Below are 16,013 nucleotides of genomic sequence, written 5' to 3'. Positions count from 1 at the left end.
GCGCCTTCGGCGTCGAGCGGAAGGAGAGCGAGATGTCGCATCGTGCACACCACGCGATCACTCGGCAGCGGGTGCGGACTCTGCTGACCGTCGACACGGGCTCTACCGGCGCGCTATCGCCGCGGTTCCTGACGCTGGTGGTGCGGCCGTGCCACCAACAGGCGCGGCCGGCCCAGCAGGGTGCCGAGGCGCCGGCCCGGTACCCGGACCTGCCTGCCGCTAACTGACCGTCCAGGTGTCGTTGCCGTCGAGCAAGGCCTGGAGGTTGGGGGGTTTGGTGTGGGTGGCGTGGGTGGTTTGTGCTCGGGCGGCGTCGTCGTAGGTGGGTCGGGTGGTGTTGCGGAAGATTCCGGTGACGGCGTGTCCGAGGTCTTGGGTGGAGAGGCGGGAGAGGGCGAAGGCGTAGGAGGGGTCGTCGAGGGTGGTGTTGTGGTTGACGATGTCGGAGGGGTTGAGGTCGGCGGTTTTGGTGATGTCGAGTCCGTAGTCGGTGCGGATGACGGCGTGGTCGTCGTTGGTGCCGAACACGATGGGTTCCCCGTGTGTCAACGGGATGAGGCGTTGTTCTTTGTGGCCGGGTTCTTTGAGTACGTCGAAGGCGCCGTCGTTGAAGATGGGGCAGTTCTGGTAGATCTCCACGAGGGCTGATCCGCGGTGGGTGGCGGCGGCGGTGAGGATCTCGGTGAGTTGTTTGCGGTCGTTGTCCAGGGTGCGGGCGACGAAGGTGGCCTCGGCGCCCAGGGCCAGGGAGAGGGGGTTGAAGGGGTGGTCGAGGGAGCCCATGGGGGTGGATTTGGTGAGTGTGCCTTCCGCTGATGTGGGGGAGTATTGGCCTTTGGTCAGGCCGTAGATGCGGTTGTTGAACAGTAGGATCTTCAGGTTCACGTTCCGCCGCAACGCGTGGATCAGGTGGTTCCCGCCGATGGAGAGGGCGTCGCCGTCGCCGGTGACGACCCAGATGGACAGGTCGGGGCGGGTGATGGCGAGGCCGGTGGCGATCGCGGGGGCGCGGCCGTGGATGGAGTGCATGCCGTAGGTGTTCATGTAGTACGGGAACCGTGAGGAGCAGCCGATCCCGGAGACGAACACGATGTTCTCCCGCCGCAACCCCAGGGAGGGGAGGAAGGCTTGCATCGCGTTCAGCACCACGTAGTCACCACAGCCCGGGCACCACCGCACCTCCTGATCCGACTTGAAATCCTTCGCCCGCTGCGACTCATCGGTGGTGGGCACGAGGGACAGTCCACTCGGGAACCCCAGGTCGATGGTCATGCTGCCTCCGCGAGCCACGTTCCCGTCTCGTCGATGTGCCGCGTGAGCACCTCGACGAGCTCGTCCTCCATGAACGGCAGCCCCGCGACCTTCGTGTACGAGATCGCGTCCACCAGGTACCTCGCCCGCAGCAGGGTCGCGAGCTGCCCCAGGTTCATCTCCGGGACCACCACGCGGTCGTAGGAGCGCAGCACCTCACCGAGGTTGGCGGGGAACGGGTTCAGGTGCCGCAGGTGTGCCCGCGCCACGCGGTAGCCCTGGGTGCGCAACAATCGGCAGGCCGCGCCGATCGGGCCGTACGTGGAACCCCAGCCCAGCACCAGCACGCCGGCCATCCCGGACGGGTCGTCCACCACGACGTCCGGCACCACCACACCGTCCACTTTGTCCTGACGCAGCCGGACCATGCGGTCGTGGTTGTCCGGGTCGTAGGAGATGTCACCCCGCCCGTCGGCCTTCTCCAGCCCGCCGATGCGGTGTTGCAGACCCGGCGTACCCGGCAACGCCCAGTCCCGCGCGAGCGTGTCCGGGTGGCGCAGGTACGGCCAGTGCTCGCCGCTGCCGTCCGGCGCGTTGGGTTCCGTGGCGAAGGTGACCCGCAGGTCCGGCAGGTCCTCGACGTTCGGGATCAGCCACGGCTCCGAACCGTTCGCCAGCGCGCCGTCGGACAGCACGAACACCGGCGTGCGGTAGGCGAGCGCGATCCGGGCCGCCTCGAGCGCCGCGTCGAAGCAGTCACCCGGCGACCGCGGCGCCACGATCGGCACCGGCGACTCGCTGTTGCGGCCGAACATCGCCTGCAACAGGTCCGCCTGCTCGGTCTTCGTCGGCAGCCCGGTCGACGGACCACCACGCTGCACGTCGATCACCACCAACGGCAGCTCCGACATCACCGCGAGCCCGATCGTCTCCGACTTCAGCGCGATACCCGGACCGGACGTCGTGGTGACGCCCAGCGAACCGCCATAGGCCGCGCCCAACGCCGCGCCGACACCGGCGATCTCATCCTCGGCCTGCATCGTCGTGACGCCGAAGTTCTTGTGCCGGGACAACTCGTGCAGGATGTCCGACGCCGGCGTGATCGGATAACTACCGAGGAACACCGGCAACCCCGAGCACTGCCCCGCGGCCACGATCCCGTACGCCAGCGCCGTGTTCCCGGTGATCTGCCGGTACCGCCCGGGCGCGAGGTCCCGCGCCGGCCCCACCTCGTACGTCCTGGCGAACGACTCCGTGGTCTCGCCGTAGTTCCAGCCCGCCCGGAACGCCAGCACGTTCGCCTCGGCGATCTCCGGCTTGCGCGCGAACTTCTCCCGCAGGAACCGCTCCGTGCCCTCGGTCGGCCGGTGGTACATCCACGACAGCAGACCCAGCGCGAACATGTTCTTCGACCGCTCGGCGTCCTTCTTCGACAGCCCGGTCTCCTCCAGCGCGCCCCTGGTCAGCGTCGCCATCGCGATCGCGTGTACCTGGAAGGAGTCGAGGGAACCGTCCTCCAGCGGGTCGGCGGCGTAGCCGACCTTCGCGAGGTTGCGCCCGGTGAACTCGTCGGTGTTCACGATGACCGTGCCACCGGCCGCCACGTCGCCGAGGTTCGCCTTGAGCGCGGCCGGGTTCATCGCCACCAGCACGTCCGGTCGGTCGCCCGGGGTGAGGATGTCGTAGTCGGCGAAGTGGATCTGGAAGCTGGACACGCCGGGCAGGGTGCCCGCGGGTGCGCGGATCTCGGCTGGGAAGTTGGGCAGCGTCGCGAGGTCGTTGCCGAACGCCGCCGCCTCGGAGGTGAACCGGTCACCCGTCAGCTGCATACCGTCGCCCGAGTCCCCGGCGAACCGGATCACCACCCGGTCCAGCTTGACCGGCGATCTCCCGAGGCGTTCCGGCTGGGTGGTCACCGGGCCAGTGTGGGCAAGCCGAACCGCGGCGCGGACGAGTCCCGCTGGAGAGCCGCTCAGCCGCCAGTCGGGGCCTTCGGGGTGGCCTCCGTCGCTCGCTCACCGCGCTTGACCGACTCCAGCAGCATCTGCGAGACATCGCGCACCTGGACGCCGGCGCCCTTGTCCTCGCTCTGCCGCTGCACCAGGCCGTCGGTGATCATGACGCGGCAGAACGGACAGCCGGTCACGACCTCCTTCGCGTTCGTGTCCAGCGCCTCGTCGACCCGCTCCAGGTTGATCCGCTTGCCGATGTGCTCTTCCATCCACATCCGCGCGCCACCCGCGCCGCAGCACAGCGACCGGTCGGCGTGCCGCGGCATCTCGGTGAGCTCCGCGCCGGCCGCGCCGACCAGCTCACGCGGCGGCTCGTAGACCTTGTTGTGCCGGCCCAGGTAGCAGGGGTCGTGGTAGGTCACCGGCGCCCCGGCCGCCTTGTCACCGGCGGCCGGCTTGACCGGGGTCAGCCTGCCCTCGCGCACGAGCCGGTTCAGCAGCTGCGTGTGGTGCACGACCTCGTAGTGGCCGCTCGTCCCCTCGAACGCCGGGATCATGCCCTCCAGCTGCGGGTACTCGCGGCCGAGCGTGTTCATGCAGTGCGGGCACGTGGTGACGATCTTGCGCCGCACCGGCTCGCGGCCCGCGAACACGGAGTTCAGCATCTCCGCGGTCTGCTGGGCCATCATCTGGAACAGGAACTCGTTGCCCGACCGGCGCGCCGGGTCGCCGGTGCAGGTCTCCTCCTTGCCGAGCACGACGTACTTCACGCCCGCGATGTGCAGCAGCTCGGCGGTCGCGCGCACGGTCTTCTTCGCGTTGTCGTCGAACGCGCCCGCGCAGCCGATCCAGTACAGGTACTCGACGTCGTCGGCCAGCTCCCCGTCGAACACCGGGACTTCGAAGCCCAGCCCCTTCGTCCAATCGAGACGCTCGGAGTTGTTCTGGCCCCAGGGGTTGCCCTTGTTCTCCAGGTTGCGGAACAGCGTGCCCAGCTCCGAGGGGAACTCCGACTCGATCATCACCTGGTAGCGCCGCATGTCGACGATGTGGTCGACGTGCTCGATGTCCACCGGGCACTGCTCGACGCACGCGCCGCACGTGGTGCACGACCACAGCACGTCCGGGTCGATCACGCCGCCCACCTCGGCCGTGCCCACCAGCGGCCGGGTCGCCTGCGCGGGGCTGTCGACCGGGACCCGCCCCGCGCCGGACTCGGGCACGTGGTGGCCAGCCCCGTTGCCACCGGACTCGGCGAGCGCGAGCACGTCGACGCCGCTGTGGTCGGGGACGTCGGTCGGGATGTCCTTACCGCCGATGAGGTAGGGCGCCTTCGCGAACAGGTGGTCGCGCAGGTCCATGATCACGAGCTTCGGGGACAGCGGCTTGCCGGTGTTCCAGGCGGGGCACTGGCTCTGACAACGCCCGCACTCGGTGCACGTGGCGAAGTCGAGCATGCCCTTCCAGGTGAAGTCCTCGACCTTCCCGCGGCCGAACACGTCGTCGTCGTCCGGTTCCTCGAAGTCGATCGGCTTGCCGTGCGACTCCATCGGCAGCAGCGGGCCGAGGCCGTCGGGCAGCCGCTTGGTCGAGACGTTGATCGGCGCGATGAACACGTGCAGGTGCTTGGAGTGCAGGATGATGACGACGAACGAGAGCATCACGCCGATGTGCGCCAGCAGGCCGGCCGACTCGATCCACTCGTTCGTGGTCTGCCCGGCCGGCTCCAGCAGCCCTCCCACGCCGAGCGAGACCCACGCGCCGGAGTCGTACGGGAAGTTGCCCAGCGCCGCGGCCGCGCCGCGGAACAGGAACATCGTCCAGATGACGTTGAAGATCATGAACAGGATGAGCCAGGCACCGCTGGCGTGCGAGCCGTAGAACCGGGAGCCGCGCTGCTTGCGCTCGGGCGCCTGGCGGATGCGGATGATCGCGAACGCCGCGAGCGAGACCACCACCATCACCGCGATGAAGTCCTGCGCGAAGCCGAGCACGGCCCAGCGGCCGATCAACGGGATGTGGAAGTCGTGGTCGAAGAGCGTGCCGTAGGCCTCGAGGTAGACCGAGGCGAGGATGACGAAGCCCCAGAACGTGAAGAAGTGAGCCGCGCCCGGGATGGACCACTTGAGCAGCTTGCGCTGCCCGAAGACCTCGTTGACCTGTGCCCAGAGCCGGCTGCCGAGGTGGTCGAACCGGTCCACCGGCTGGCCGGCCTTGATGAGGTCGAACAGGAACTTCGCCCGACGCCCGGCGAACGCGAGCACCCCGAGGGTGATCAGCACACCGAGCATCATTCGAACGACCACGAGCACGCCTCCGCATCAGGCTCCGGCGAAGTGACGGCGTCCTTGCCAACTACCCCGCCTACCACCGCCGATTACCAGCCAGTATTTCTGATGACGGCGCGCGGCGCGCAACGGGGTGTGATATGTGCCGCTCGGTTCCTTGACCGGTCAGGTACCTATTTCCGCAGGCGTCTCCCGGCGCTTGTTCATCACATAGGCGAGCACGCCGCCGGGCAGGAACATCAGGACGCCGTACACCGCGGCCGGGATCGCCATCTCGGCGCTGTCGAGCAGGGCCGGGCTGAGCGCGATCGTGATCGCGAGCGTGCTGTTGTGGATGCCGATCTCGAACGACGAGGCCACCGCCTGCCCGCGCGGCACCTGGAAGGCGCGCGGCACGTAGTACCCGACGGTGAGGCTCGCGAGGCAGAAGATCAGCGCGACGATCCCGACGGACTGCACGTAGTCGATGACGTTGCCGCGCTCCTGGAAGACCGCGACCGCGATGACCGAGACGAGGACGACGATCGACGCGATCCGGACCGGCTGGTTGAGCCGCGCGGCGAACTCGGGCGCCCGGCGGCGGATCAGCATCCCGATGGCCACCGGAACCAGCACGATCGCGAAGACCTGCAGCATCTTGTCCGGCTGCAGCCCGATCGCGTCCTCGCCGTCCATGAACCCGTCGAGCGCGAGGTTGACCACGATCGGCAGCGTGACCACGGCGAGGATCGAGTTGATCGCGGTGAGCGTGATGTTCAGCGCCACGTCCCCGCGGGCGAGGTGGCTGAACAGGTTGGCGGTGGTGCCGCCGGGCGACGCGGCGAGCAGCATCATGCCTACGGCGAGAGCCGGGTCCAGGTCGAAGAGCAGGACGAGCCCGAGGCACAGCGCGGGCAGGACCAGGATCTGGCAGCCGAGCGCGATCACGGTCGCCCTCGGGTAGCGCGCGACACGCGTGAAGTCGGCGACGGTCAACGACAATCCGAGGCCGAGCATGATCACCACGAGCGCGATCGGCAGGAAGACCGTGGTCGCCGTCGACGAGTTCATGAGCCGGACAGTCGCAAGACTCGGACAAATTGGCAATAGCCCGGACGGCCGATGTTGCCGCCGGGCTCACCCCGCCGTCACGGCTGCGAGGTGCGGCGGGACTCGACGAGCGCCTCGATCCCGTCGAGGAGGCGGGCCAGGCCGAACTGGAAGCCGTGGTCGGGGTCGTACGCGGACTGGTAGGTCTCGCCGGCCACCGCGCCGACCCGGGCGGCGACCGGGTACTTCTCCGGGTCGAAGACCTTCTCCAGCAGCGGGCCGTAGGTCTCCCACCACTCCGCGTCGGTCACGCCGGTGTCGTGTGCGGACGACGCGGCCTCGATGGCGACGCGGGCGGCACCCTGCACGAACACGGAGACCAGGCTCACCACCGAGTCCATCTCGAGCTCGGTGAGGCCGATGCCGTCCACCGCGCGCAGGTCGTGGTCGTAGCCCGCGATGGCGTTGGGGCCCAGCGGCGGCCGGGACATGGCCATGACCTGCAACAGCCACGGGTGGCGGTGGTAGAGGTCCCAGTTGGCCCGCGCGATCCCCGCCAGCCGGTCACGCCAGCCGCCGTCGCCCGCGGCCTTGTCCTCCAGGACCTCGCCGCAGGTCGTGTCGAACATGACGTCGATCAGCTCGGCCTTGGACGGCACGTAGGTGTAGAGCGACATCGTGCCGACGCCCAGCCGCTCGGCGACCCGGCGCATCGACAGCGCGGCGAGCCCCTCGGCGTCGGCCAGCTCGATGGCCGCGGCCACGATCCGGTCCACCGTGAGACCCGGCTTCGGGCCGCGGCCCTTCGCCGGCTCGGTGCCGTCGCGCCAGAGCAGCGCCATGCTGCGGACCGGGTCGCCACGGCCGCCGTAGTGCCGGTCGGTCTGCGCGTCGTCAGATTTCTTCGCCATCGCGGCTAACATCCTAGTTTCTCCGTACGACGTACGGTATTGTCTGGACTACTCCGTACATCGTACGATATTGGAGGGCTGTTGATCACCGCTGAGGGCTTGCGCAAGCGTTATGGCGACAAGACCGCTCTCGATGGGGTGAACCTGACCGTCGCCGCGGGCACCGTGTGCGGCCTGCTCGGCCCGAACGGCGCCGGCAAGACCACGGCCGTCAGGATCCTGACCACGCTGCTGCGCGCGGACGGTGGCCGGGCCGAGGTCGCCGGCCACGACGTGGCCCGCGAGCCGGACCGGGTGCGGGCCAGCATCGGGCTGGTCGGCCAGCACGCGGCGGTCGACGAGGCGCTGTCCGGGCGGCAGAACCTCGAATTGTTCGGCAGGCTCTACCACCTGTCGAAGGCCGCGGCACGCACGCGCGCGGGCGAGCTGCTCGACCAGTTCAACCTCGCCGACACCGGGACGTTGGCGCTCGCCCGGTTCTCCGGCGGCATGCGGCGGCGGCTGGACCTGGCGGCCAGCCTGATCCTCGCGCCGCGCGTGCTGTTCCTCGACGAGCCGACCACCGGCCTCGACCCACGCGGCCGCAACGAGGTCTGGGCGGTGGTGCGCGCGCTGGTCGCCGAGGGCACGACGGTGCTGCTGACCACCCAGTATCTGGACGAGGCCGACCAGCTGGCGGATCGGATCTCGGTCGTGGACCGCGGCCGGGTCATCGCCGAGGGCACGCCGACCGAGCTGAAGTCGAGCCTCGGCGGCGACCGGCTCGACGTCGTCCTGCGCGACGTGGCGGATCTCGACCGGGCGGCGGCGGTGCTCGAACGGGTCACCGGGGCCGTGCCGGAGACCGACCCCGACACGCGCCGCGTCAGCGCCCCGGTGCGGGACCGGGTCAGTGCGCTGACCGAGGCCGCCCACGCCCTGCGGGACGGCATGGCGGCGGAGGACGCGGTGGAGGACATCGCCCTGCGGCGGCCGACCCTGGACGAGGTCTTCCTGCACCTCACGGGCCACGCGACCGAGGAGGAAGGAGGAGACGCACGCATGACCTCAAGACCGAACCAGCCCGAGCGCTCCTCAACCGCACCTCAGGGGAACGTGACGCAGACCAGCCACAAGCACGTGACCAAACAGAACCCTCCATCCCCCAAACGCAACCACACGTTTGAATTCCGGGGAGGCGGAACAGACGGGTGGATGATCACCCGCCGCGACCTGCTGCACTGGGTCCGCCAACCGGCTCCGGTCGTCGTCGGCCTGCTGTTCCCGGTGATGCTCGTGCTGATATTCGGCTACCTGTTCGGCGGCGCGATGACCGTGCCCGGCGGCGGGGACTACAAGGAGTTCCTGCTGCCCGGCATGTTCGCCATGACCATGGCCTTCGGGCTCGAGGCCACGATGGTCGCGATCAGCACGGACGTCCGGCGCGGCGTCACCGACCGCTTCCGGTCCATGCCGATGGCCCCGTCGGCAGTCGTCGTCGGCCGGTGCGGTGCGGACCTGCTCAACTCCGCCGCCGGGCTCGCCGTGATGATCGCCAGCGGCCTGCTCGTCGGCTGGCAGACGCGCGGCAGCGTGGGCGCCACGCTGGCCGCGGTCGGGCTGCTGCTCCTCCTGCGGTTCGCGTTGCTGTGGGTCGGCATCTATCTCGGGCTGGTGGTACGCAACCCCGAGGCGGTGATGGCCGTGCAGATCCTCATCTGGCCGGTCGGCTTCCTCGCGAACACGTTCGCCGCACCCGGCACGATGCCGGGCTGGTTGGGCACGATCGCGGAGTGGAATCCGTTGTCCTCGACGGTGGCCGCGGCACGCGAGCTGTTCGGCAACCCGGGATGGGGAGGAGACTCATGGATCGCGCAGCACGCGACGCTGATGGCCGTGGTGTGGCCGCTGGTGCTCGTGGCGATCTTCTTCCCGCTGTCGGTGCGCCGCTACCAGAGGCTGGGCCGGTGACCGAGCCGCCGACCTGGACACCGGCCGACCCACCCCGGCACGGGCGGCTCGGCGGGGTGCCCATCGCGGACGCGCTGCCGGGCCTGCTCGACGACACCACATCCTGGTCGGCCGCCGCCCGCGAGGCCCTGCACCTGGTGGCCCGCGGCCGGCTGCGCCCGGCCGTGACCGAGGCGGGACACGACGCGTGGCGGGTGGGCCCGCTCGAACCGTCCGATGTGGACCGTCTGCACCGGCTGGCGGGTGCGGAGGTGGCGCTCGTGCGGTCGTTCTACGACGCGGTCGCCGACGTCCTCGCCCGCGACGCGGACGGCCCGGCGTACCTCGGGATGCCCCCGCGGCGGGTGCCCGGGCTGCGAGCGTGGGCGGACGGGCTGGCCCGGCACACGAGGGTGTCGCTGCGGCTCGAGGTGCCCGGCGGCGACTTCGAGACGGGCTCCTTCACCGCCGTGGTCCAGGTGCACGACGCCACCACGGGCACCACGGTCCTCGACGCCGACCGGCTCTGGGCCGGGGAGGGAACCGACGAGCGGGCCCGGCTCGACGCGATGGTCGCCGTCCGGCACGCGGCCCGGATCTGGCCGCCGCTCGCCCGGCTGCTCGACCTCGCCGTCCCGGACCGCGTCGTGCTCGGCGACGACGAGGTGCTCGACCTGCTCGGCCCGGGCGGCGCCACGCTGCGCGAGGCCGGCATCGACGTGCACTGGCCGCGGGAGCTGACCCGGGACGTCACCGTACGGGCCGCGGTGGACGGCCCGGACGCGCCCGGCACGTTCGGCGCCGAGACACTGCTCGACTTCCGCTGGCAGCTGGCCACGGCGGGCGAGGTGCTCACCGACGAGGAGCTGGACCGCCTGGCCGAGGCCCAGCGCCCGGTCGTGCGGTTGCGCGGCCGGTGGACGCTCGTCGAGCCGGGCCTCGCCCGCAGGGCACGCGAGCGGATCCTCAAGCCCCTCCCCGCGATCGAGGCGCTTGGTGCCGCCCTGACCGGCACCGCCCGCGTCGACGGCGAGTGGGTCCCGGTCGCCCCGAGCCCACCGCTCGAACGGCTCCGCGAGCGGCTCGCCGAGACCCCGGTGCCGCAACCGGACGCGCTCGCCGCGACGCTGCGCGACTACCAGCTGCGTGGCCTGCGCTGGCTCGCCCGGATGACCGACCTCGGCCTCGGCGGCTGCCTCGCCGACGACATGGGCCTGGGCAAGACGATCACGGTGATCGCCCTGCACCTGCACCGCGCGGCGACGACGAGGGCCGGTCCGACGCTCGTCGTCTGCCCGGCTTCGCTGCTCGGCAACTGGGAGCGCGAGATCCACCGCTTCGCGCCCGGCGTGCCGGTCAGCCGGTTCCACGGCACCCAACGGGAACTGGCGGACGAGGGCTTCGTGCTCACCACCTACGGCACCATGCGCGTCGACGCCGACCGGCTCGGCGGGGCGCACTGGGATCTCGTCGTGGCCGACGAGGCGCAGCACGTGAAGAACCCGCGCTCGGACACCGCGAAGGCACTGCGCCGGATTCCCGCCACCGCTCGCGTCGCGCTGACCGGTACGCCGGTCGAGAACGACCTGACCGACCTGTGGGCCATCCTCGACTGGACCACGCCGGGCCTGCTCGGCTCGCTCGCCATGTTCCGTTCCCGGTGGGCGCGGCCCGTCGAGGCGGGCGAGAACGCCGAGCGGCTGTCCCGCCTCGTACGCCCGTTCCTGTTGCGGCGCCGCAAGACCGACCCCGGCATCGCACCGGAGCTGCCGCCGAAGACCGAGACGGACCAGCCGGTGGCGCTGACCCGCGAACAGGCCGGGCTCTACGCGGCGGTGGTGCGCGAGACGATGGCGGAGATCCGCGCGGCCGAGGGCATGCAGCGTCGCGGGCTGGTGCTCAAGCTCCTCACCGGACTCAAGCAGGTCTGCAACCATCCGGCCCAGTACCTCGGCGAGCCCGGCCCGCTCGCCGGCCGGTCCGGCAAGCTGGAGCTGCTCGACGAGCTGGTCGACACGATCCGCGCGGAGGACGGCGGCCTGCTCGTGTTCACCCAGTACGTCACGATGGCCCGGCTGCTGGAGACCCACCTCGCCGGCCGCGGCGTCGAGACCCTGGTGCTGCACGGCGGCACCCCGGTCGCCCGGCGCGAGGAGCTGGTCGCGCGGTTCCAGGACAGCGCCGCGCCGCCGGTGTTCCTGCTGTCCCTCAAGGCCGCCGGCACCGGGCTGAACCTGACCCGCGCCGACCACGTCGTGCACTACGACCGGTGGTGGAACCCGGCCGTCGAGGCCCAGGCCACCGACCGGGCACACCGCATCGGGCAGCAGCGGCCGGTCCAGGTGCACCGGCTCATCACGGAGGGCACCGTGGAGGACCGGATCGCCGCCCTGCTGGAGTCCAAGAAGGACATCGCCGAGGCCGTGCTCGGCAGCCAGGACGGTGACGACCTCGCCGAGCTGACCGAGCTGACCGACGCCGAGCTCGCCGAGCTGGTGGAACTGCGGGGTACGCCGTGACGGTGACCGACCGTGAGCGGAGCGACGGAGCGTTGCGACGCAGCGTTCGCGAGCCTGGAAGGACGCCTTCCGGACACTCGACGCCCGGAAGGACGCCTTCCGGGCATTGGCGGCCAGCCATGAGAGACGGCGAGTAGCGGAGGAGCCATGAACACCGCGTTGGGATTTCCGGCCTTTCCGGCGAGCCGGCGGCGGGGCCGGTTCGCCCGAACCTGGTGGGGCCGGGCGTGGCTGCAGGCCCTGGAGGACACCGCGCTCGACCAGGACCTGCTCAAGCACGGCCGCCGCTACGCCGTCGCCGGGCGGGTCGGGCCGATCACGGTCAGCCCCGGCCGGATCGCCGCTCAGGTCTACGACGAGGGCGACGCCGTGCACCACACCGTGGTGTTCGTCGAGCGGCTCTCCGACGAGCAGTGGCGCCGGTTCCTCGACGAGGTCGCCGCGAAGGCCGGCCACCTCGCCGCGCTGCTGGACCGGGACATGCCGCACGACCTGGTGGCCGCAGCCGCGGACGCCGACGTGCCGCTGCTGCCCGGCATCGGCGACCTGCAGCCCGAGTGCGACTGCCCTGAGTTCTCGCTGTCCTGCGTGCACGCGACGGCGCTGTGCTTCCAGGCGGCCTGGCTGCTCGACGCCGACCCGTTCCTGCTGCTCCTGCTGCGCGGCCGGGGACAGCGCGAGGTACTTGCCGAGATCGGCCGACGAAGCACACCCGCCCCGCACGTGTCAACCCACGAGCCGCCGGCATCGTCAACGCCACAGCCGCTGCCACCCAGGGAGGTCCCGGCCGAGCCACCGCCGCCGCTGGCGGTCCCGCCGGCGCCCGGGGTCGATCCCGACGCACTCGCCGCGGCCGCCGCGCGGGCCGCCCGGCGCGCCCGCGACCTGCTGGTCCGCGATGAGTCGGGTGCGGAGAGTGAGGTGGCCGCAGCGCTCGGCAAGCTGCTGCGTGACTGAGGCCTGGCACTGCCCGTGACCGCCCGATCCCGATCCGTACTCGTGAGTTATTCCGGGAACACTGGGAAAAACCGTGAATCACCTTTGCAAAGCGGGCTTTCACCTGGTATGCGCCCGCCACAACGGCAGGTCGGCGGGTGGTTCCAGACCTGCGCGGGGTGGTGTGGCCCACGCGCCAGGTGCCAGGATTCGAACTGTGCCGGGTTCCCCCCGGCGGGCCGTGCCGAACGAATCCCCCGAGACATCCCGTCTGGCACGGATCGGCGATGACGCTGCCGCGAGGCGCTCGCCGACGCGGCCAGCCGAGCAGAAAGGTGCCGCATGACCTGGGCAAGACACCCCAGTCCGACGATCGAGCAAGGCCGCTTCGCCGAGGCACGGGCGAGCGAGAGGATCCACTACGCGGTACAGAACCGCAAGGCAGCGCGCACCGTCGCCATCCACTCGTCCGACGCGCAGGACTGCGCGAACCTGCTCGCCATGCTCGGACTGGACTCCCTGGACGACCCCCCTCAGTCCACAACGGACTGATCTGGTTCAGGCAGTCGACGAGCACTATTCAAGACACTCCGGATCAGCAGCACCCGGGCACGCCGCGGGCCTGTTTTGAATAGTGCTCGAATACTCGACCACGCCGTCCACCGTGGACGAGCACAGCTCGCCTCGGACGACGAGTACCTCCAGGTGTGCCGCCGTTTCCCCGGTCGCGAGCGTCTGGTTGAACAGGTCGAGGTCGTCGAACCGGCGGTGCCGGCGGGTCCAGCCGAGCCGGCGCGCCGCGTCGAACGCGGTGCCGGCCCCGTCGCGCACCGCCGCGAGTGTCTCGGCGAGACGGTTCTCGTGGTGGGCGAGCAGCTCGTCGACCCGGGCGTGCACGCTCGGCGCGACCGGGCCGTGGGCCGGTAGCAGCCGCAGGTCCGGGTACGAGCGGACCAGCCGCAGGCTCTCCAGGTAGTCGCCCAGCGGCAGCTTCGCGGGCACGGGCTCGAACCCGATCGACGGCGTGATGTGCGGCAGCACGTGGTCGCCCGCGAACAGCACGCCTGCCTGCTCGTCCACGAACACGACGTGCCCCTGGGTGTGCCCGGGCGTGGGCAGCGCGATCAGCCTGCGGTCGCCCAGGTCGAGCTTGGTCGTGCCCTCCAGCCACTCGTCGGGCGGCTCATAGGCCTCGCGCCTCTCGTTCTCGTCCTGCTTGCCGTACACGTCGCGCCACTGGTCGATGAGCACGTGCGCGCCCCAGCGGACCATCTCCGCGACCTTCTCCCGCCCCCGGCCGGACAGCACGGTGTTCATCGACGGCTGCTCCCCGATGCCCAGCGCGATCTTCGCGCCGAAGGTCCGGCGCAGCGTGACGGCCATCGTGAAGTGGTCGCGGTGGATGTGGGTGACCAGGAACCGCTGGATGTCGCCGAGGTCGTGGCCGAGCGTGCCGAGCGCGTCTTCGAGCTGCTCGCGGGCCACGTCGAGGGCCCAGCCGGAGTCGACGAGCACGAGGCCGTCCGCGCTCTCGATCGCGTACACGTTCACCGCGCGCAGCCCATCGGTCGGCAGCGGCAGCGGGATGCGGTGGACGCCGGGTGCGACCTCGAACGCCCCCGGGTCGCTCCAGACGTACTTCGACATGCTGGGTTCCCTCGTCGTCGGTCCGTTGAACCGACGTTACGTCCCCGGACGACGCTACGGCGCGTTCACTTGCTCACACCGCGAGTCCCCACGCCCGCACGCGAGTCCGCGCTCCCGACGGCGAGTCCCCCGCTCGCGCCGGTGCGAACGGGGGACTCGCGTGCGAGAACGGGGACTCGCGGGTTATGCCGGGACCATCCCGTGTGGGTCGAGCACGAACTTCTTCGCCGCGCCGCGGTCGAAGTCCTGGTACCCGGTGGGTGCCTCGTCGAGCTTGACCTTCGCGGCGTTGACCGCCTTGGCGATCTGCGCCTTGTCGCTCAGGATCAAGTTCATCAGCAGCCGGTTGTACCGCTTCACCGGGCACTGGCCCGTGGTGAACTGGTGCGACTTCGCCCAGCCGAGACCGATCCGCACGCCGAGCTGGCCGACCTTGGCGTTCTCGTCGACCCCGCCCGGGTCGCCGGTCACGTACAGGCCGGGGATGCCCAGCGACGCGCCCGCCCGGGCGATCGTCATGATGTCGTTCAGCACGGTCGCCGGCTGCTCGCCGGCGCCGGCACCGTGGCCGCGCGCCTCGAAGCCGACCGCGTCCACCGCGGCGTCGACGACCGGCTCACCGACGACCTGCTCGATCAGGTCGGGCAGCTCGGCGTCCCGGGTCAGGTCGACCGTCTCGCAGCCGAAGCTGCGAGCCTGCTCGAGCCGCTCGGGGATCATGTCGCCGACGACCACGGCGGAGGCGCCGAGCAGCTGGGCCGCGTGCGCGGCGGCGAGGCCGACCGGGCCCGCGCCGGCCACGTACACCGTCGAGCCCGTGGTCACGCCCGCCGTGAAGGCGCCGTGGTAGCCGGTCGGGAAGATGTCCGACAGCATCGTGAGGTCGAGGATCTTCTCGAGCGCCTGGTCGCGGTCGGGGAACTTCAGCAGGTTGAAGTCGGCGTAGGGCACCATCACGTACTCGGCCTGGCCACCGATCCAGCCGCCCATGTCGACGTACCCGTACGCCGCGCCCGGGCGCGCCGGGTTCACGTTGAGGCAGATGCCCGTCTTGCCCTCGTTGCACATCCGGCACCGCCCGCAGGCGATGTTGAAGGGCACCGAGCAGATGTCACCGGCCTTGTGGAACAGCACGTCGTCGCCCGTCTCCACGATCTCGCCGGTGACCTCGTGGCCGAGCGTCTGACCGACCGGAGCCGTCGTGCGGCCGCGCACCATGTGCTGGTCGCTGCCGCAGATGTTGGTGGTGACGATCTTCAGGATGGCGGCGTGCGGCGCCCGCCGGTCCATCCCCAGCCCCCTCACGACGTCATTGGGCAGCTCCAGCTTGGGATAGTCGATCGCCTCGACGCTGACCTTGCCGGGGCCCTGGTAGACGACTACGCGGTTTCCTGTCATCTCACTCACCTTTCCCTTTTCACACAACGAAAGTACGAGGCGAGCGGACCGCGACGTAACTGCCTGACCGGGCAGCTACCGACCTACCCGAATGGTCAGGTATGCCTGGAAGGACGCCTTCCGGGCGCTGAACGTCCGGAAGGCGTCCTTCCA

12 protein-coding genes and 1 pseudogene are annotated in these 16,013 nt (G+C 70.5%); 6 read left to right on the top strand and 7 right to left on the bottom strand.

All coding sequences use genetic code 11. The features are described from left to right. Positions 1-32 precede the first annotated feature (32 nt). A complete protein-coding gene (locus ACRDTB_RS08685; protein ID WP_431429497.1) occupies positions 33-227 on the top strand; it encodes a hypothetical protein in 195 nt (64 codons plus the stop codon). Here the strand turns inward: ACRDTB_RS08685 and ACRDTB_RS08680 are convergent. From ACRDTB_RS08680 to ACRDTB_RS08660, 5 genes are all read right to left on the bottom strand, one after another. Continuing rightward, the gene (locus ACRDTB_RS08680) at positions 220-1,272 is read right to left on the bottom strand and encodes a 2-oxoacid:ferredoxin oxidoreductase subunit beta (protein WP_431429496.1); all 1,053 of its coding nucleotides are present in this window, start codon (positions 1,270-1,272) and stop codon (positions 220-222) included. The genes ACRDTB_RS08685 and ACRDTB_RS08680 overlap by 8 nt on opposite strands. Continuing rightward, complete coding sequence (locus ACRDTB_RS08675; protein WP_431429495.1) at positions 1,269-3,167, bottom strand: 2-oxoacid:acceptor oxidoreductase subunit alpha; 1,899 nt, start codon at positions 3,165-3,167, stop codon at positions 1,269-1,271. The genes ACRDTB_RS08680 and ACRDTB_RS08675 overlap by 4 nt, the downstream gene beginning before the upstream one ends. A 56-nt stretch (positions 3,168-3,223) precedes the next feature. Further along, a complete protein-coding gene (locus ACRDTB_RS08670; RefSeq protein WP_431429494.1) occupies positions 3,224-5,509 on the bottom strand; it encodes a heterodisulfide reductase-related iron-sulfur binding cluster in 2,286 nt (761 codons plus the stop codon). Positions 5,510-5,656: 147 nt separating this feature from the next. Then, a complete protein-coding gene (locus ACRDTB_RS08665; RefSeq protein ID WP_431429493.1) occupies positions 5,657-6,541 on the bottom strand; it encodes a bile acid:sodium symporter family protein in 885 nt (294 codons plus the stop codon). 77 nt (positions 6,542-6,618) lie between these two features. Beyond that, positions 6,619-7,431, bottom strand: coding sequence for a TetR/AcrR family transcriptional regulator (locus ACRDTB_RS08660; protein WP_431429492.1), 813 nt, complete (start codon positions 7,429-7,431; stop codon positions 6,619-6,621). Positions 7,432-7,500: 69 nt separating this feature from the next. Between ACRDTB_RS08660 and ACRDTB_RS08655 the strand changes: the two are divergent. The 5 genes and pseudogenes from ACRDTB_RS08655 to ACRDTB_RS08635 all read left to right on the top strand — a co-directional run. Further along, positions 7,501-8,439 (top strand): annotated as a pseudogene (locus tag ACRDTB_RS08655) (ATP-binding cassette domain-containing protein); the annotation flags it as partial. Positions 8,440-8,625: 186 nt separating this feature from the next. Further along, a complete protein-coding gene (locus tag ACRDTB_RS08650; RefSeq protein ID WP_431429522.1) occupies positions 8,626-9,381 on the top strand; it encodes an ABC transporter permease in 756 nt (251 codons plus the stop codon). 56 nt (positions 9,382-9,437) lie between these two features. Then, a complete protein-coding gene (locus ACRDTB_RS08645; protein ID WP_431429521.1) occupies positions 9,438-11,879 on the top strand; it encodes a DEAD/DEAH box helicase in 2,442 nt (813 codons plus the stop codon). Positions 11,880-12,026: 147 nt separating this feature from the next. After that, positions 12,027-12,836 carry an SWIM zinc finger family protein gene (locus tag ACRDTB_RS08640; RefSeq protein ID WP_431429491.1) on the top strand — a complete coding sequence of 270 codons (810 nt, stop codon included), beginning with the start codon at positions 12,027-12,029 and terminating at the stop codon, positions 12,834-12,836. A gap of 321 nt (positions 12,837-13,157) precedes the next feature. Beyond that, on the top strand, positions 13,158-13,367 hold the full coding sequence (locus ACRDTB_RS08635; RefSeq protein ID WP_431429490.1) for a hypothetical protein: 210 nt from the start codon (positions 13,158-13,160) through the stop codon (positions 13,365-13,367). Positions 13,368-13,391: 24 nt separating this feature from the next. Here ACRDTB_RS08635 and ACRDTB_RS08630 read toward each other — a convergent pair whose 3' ends face one another. After that, entirely contained in the window at positions 13,392-14,462 is a 1,071-nt protein-coding gene (locus tag ACRDTB_RS08630; RefSeq protein ID WP_431429489.1) for an MBL fold metallo-hydrolase, read from the bottom strand. A gap of 183 nt (positions 14,463-14,645) precedes the next feature. Continuing rightward, entirely contained in the window at positions 14,646-15,860 is a 1,215-nt protein-coding gene (fdhA, locus tag ACRDTB_RS08625) for a formaldehyde dehydrogenase, glutathione-independent (RefSeq protein WP_431429488.1), read from the bottom strand. Between the last annotated feature and the right edge of the window lie 153 nt (positions 15,861-16,013).

Origin of the sequence: Actinophytocola sp., from assembly GCF_050699935.1 — a bacterium.
GTDB lineage: Bacteria > Actinomycetota > Actinomycetes > Mycobacteriales > Pseudonocardiaceae > Actinophytocola.
This window is presented reverse-complemented; position numbering and strand designations above follow the sequence as displayed.

Coding starts and splice junctions, on each gene's coding strand:
- ACRDTB_RS08685 (WP_431429497.1), top strand. CDS start 33: ATGTCGCATCGTGCACACCACGCGATCACTCGGCAGCGGGTGCGGACT.
- ACRDTB_RS08680 (WP_431429496.1), bottom strand. CDS start 1,272: ATGACCATCGACCTGGGGTTCCCGAGTGGACTGTCCCTCGTGCCCACC.
- ACRDTB_RS08665 (WP_431429493.1), bottom strand. CDS start 6,541: ATGAACTCGTCGACGGCGACCACGGTCTTCCTGCCGATCGCGCTCGTG.
- ACRDTB_RS08660 (WP_431429492.1), bottom strand. CDS start 7,431: ATGGCGAAGAAATCTGACGACGCGCAGACCGACCGGCACTACGGCGGC.
- ACRDTB_RS08650 (WP_431429522.1), top strand. CDS start 8,626: ATGATCACCCGCCGCGACCTGCTGCACTGGGTCCGCCAACCGGCTCCG.
- ACRDTB_RS08640 (WP_431429491.1), top strand. CDS start 12,027: ATGAACACCGCGTTGGGATTTCCGGCCTTTCCGGCGAGCCGGCGGCGG.
- ACRDTB_RS08635 (WP_431429490.1), top strand. CDS start 13,158: ATGACCTGGGCAAGACACCCCAGTCCGACGATCGAGCAAGGCCGCTTC.
- ACRDTB_RS08630 (WP_431429489.1), bottom strand. CDS start 14,462: ATGTCGAAGTACGTCTGGAGCGACCCGGGGGCGTTCGAGGTCGCACCC.
- fdhA (WP_431429488.1), bottom strand. CDS start 15,860: ATGACAGGAAACCGCGTAGTCGTCTACCAGGGCCCCGGCAAGGTCAGC.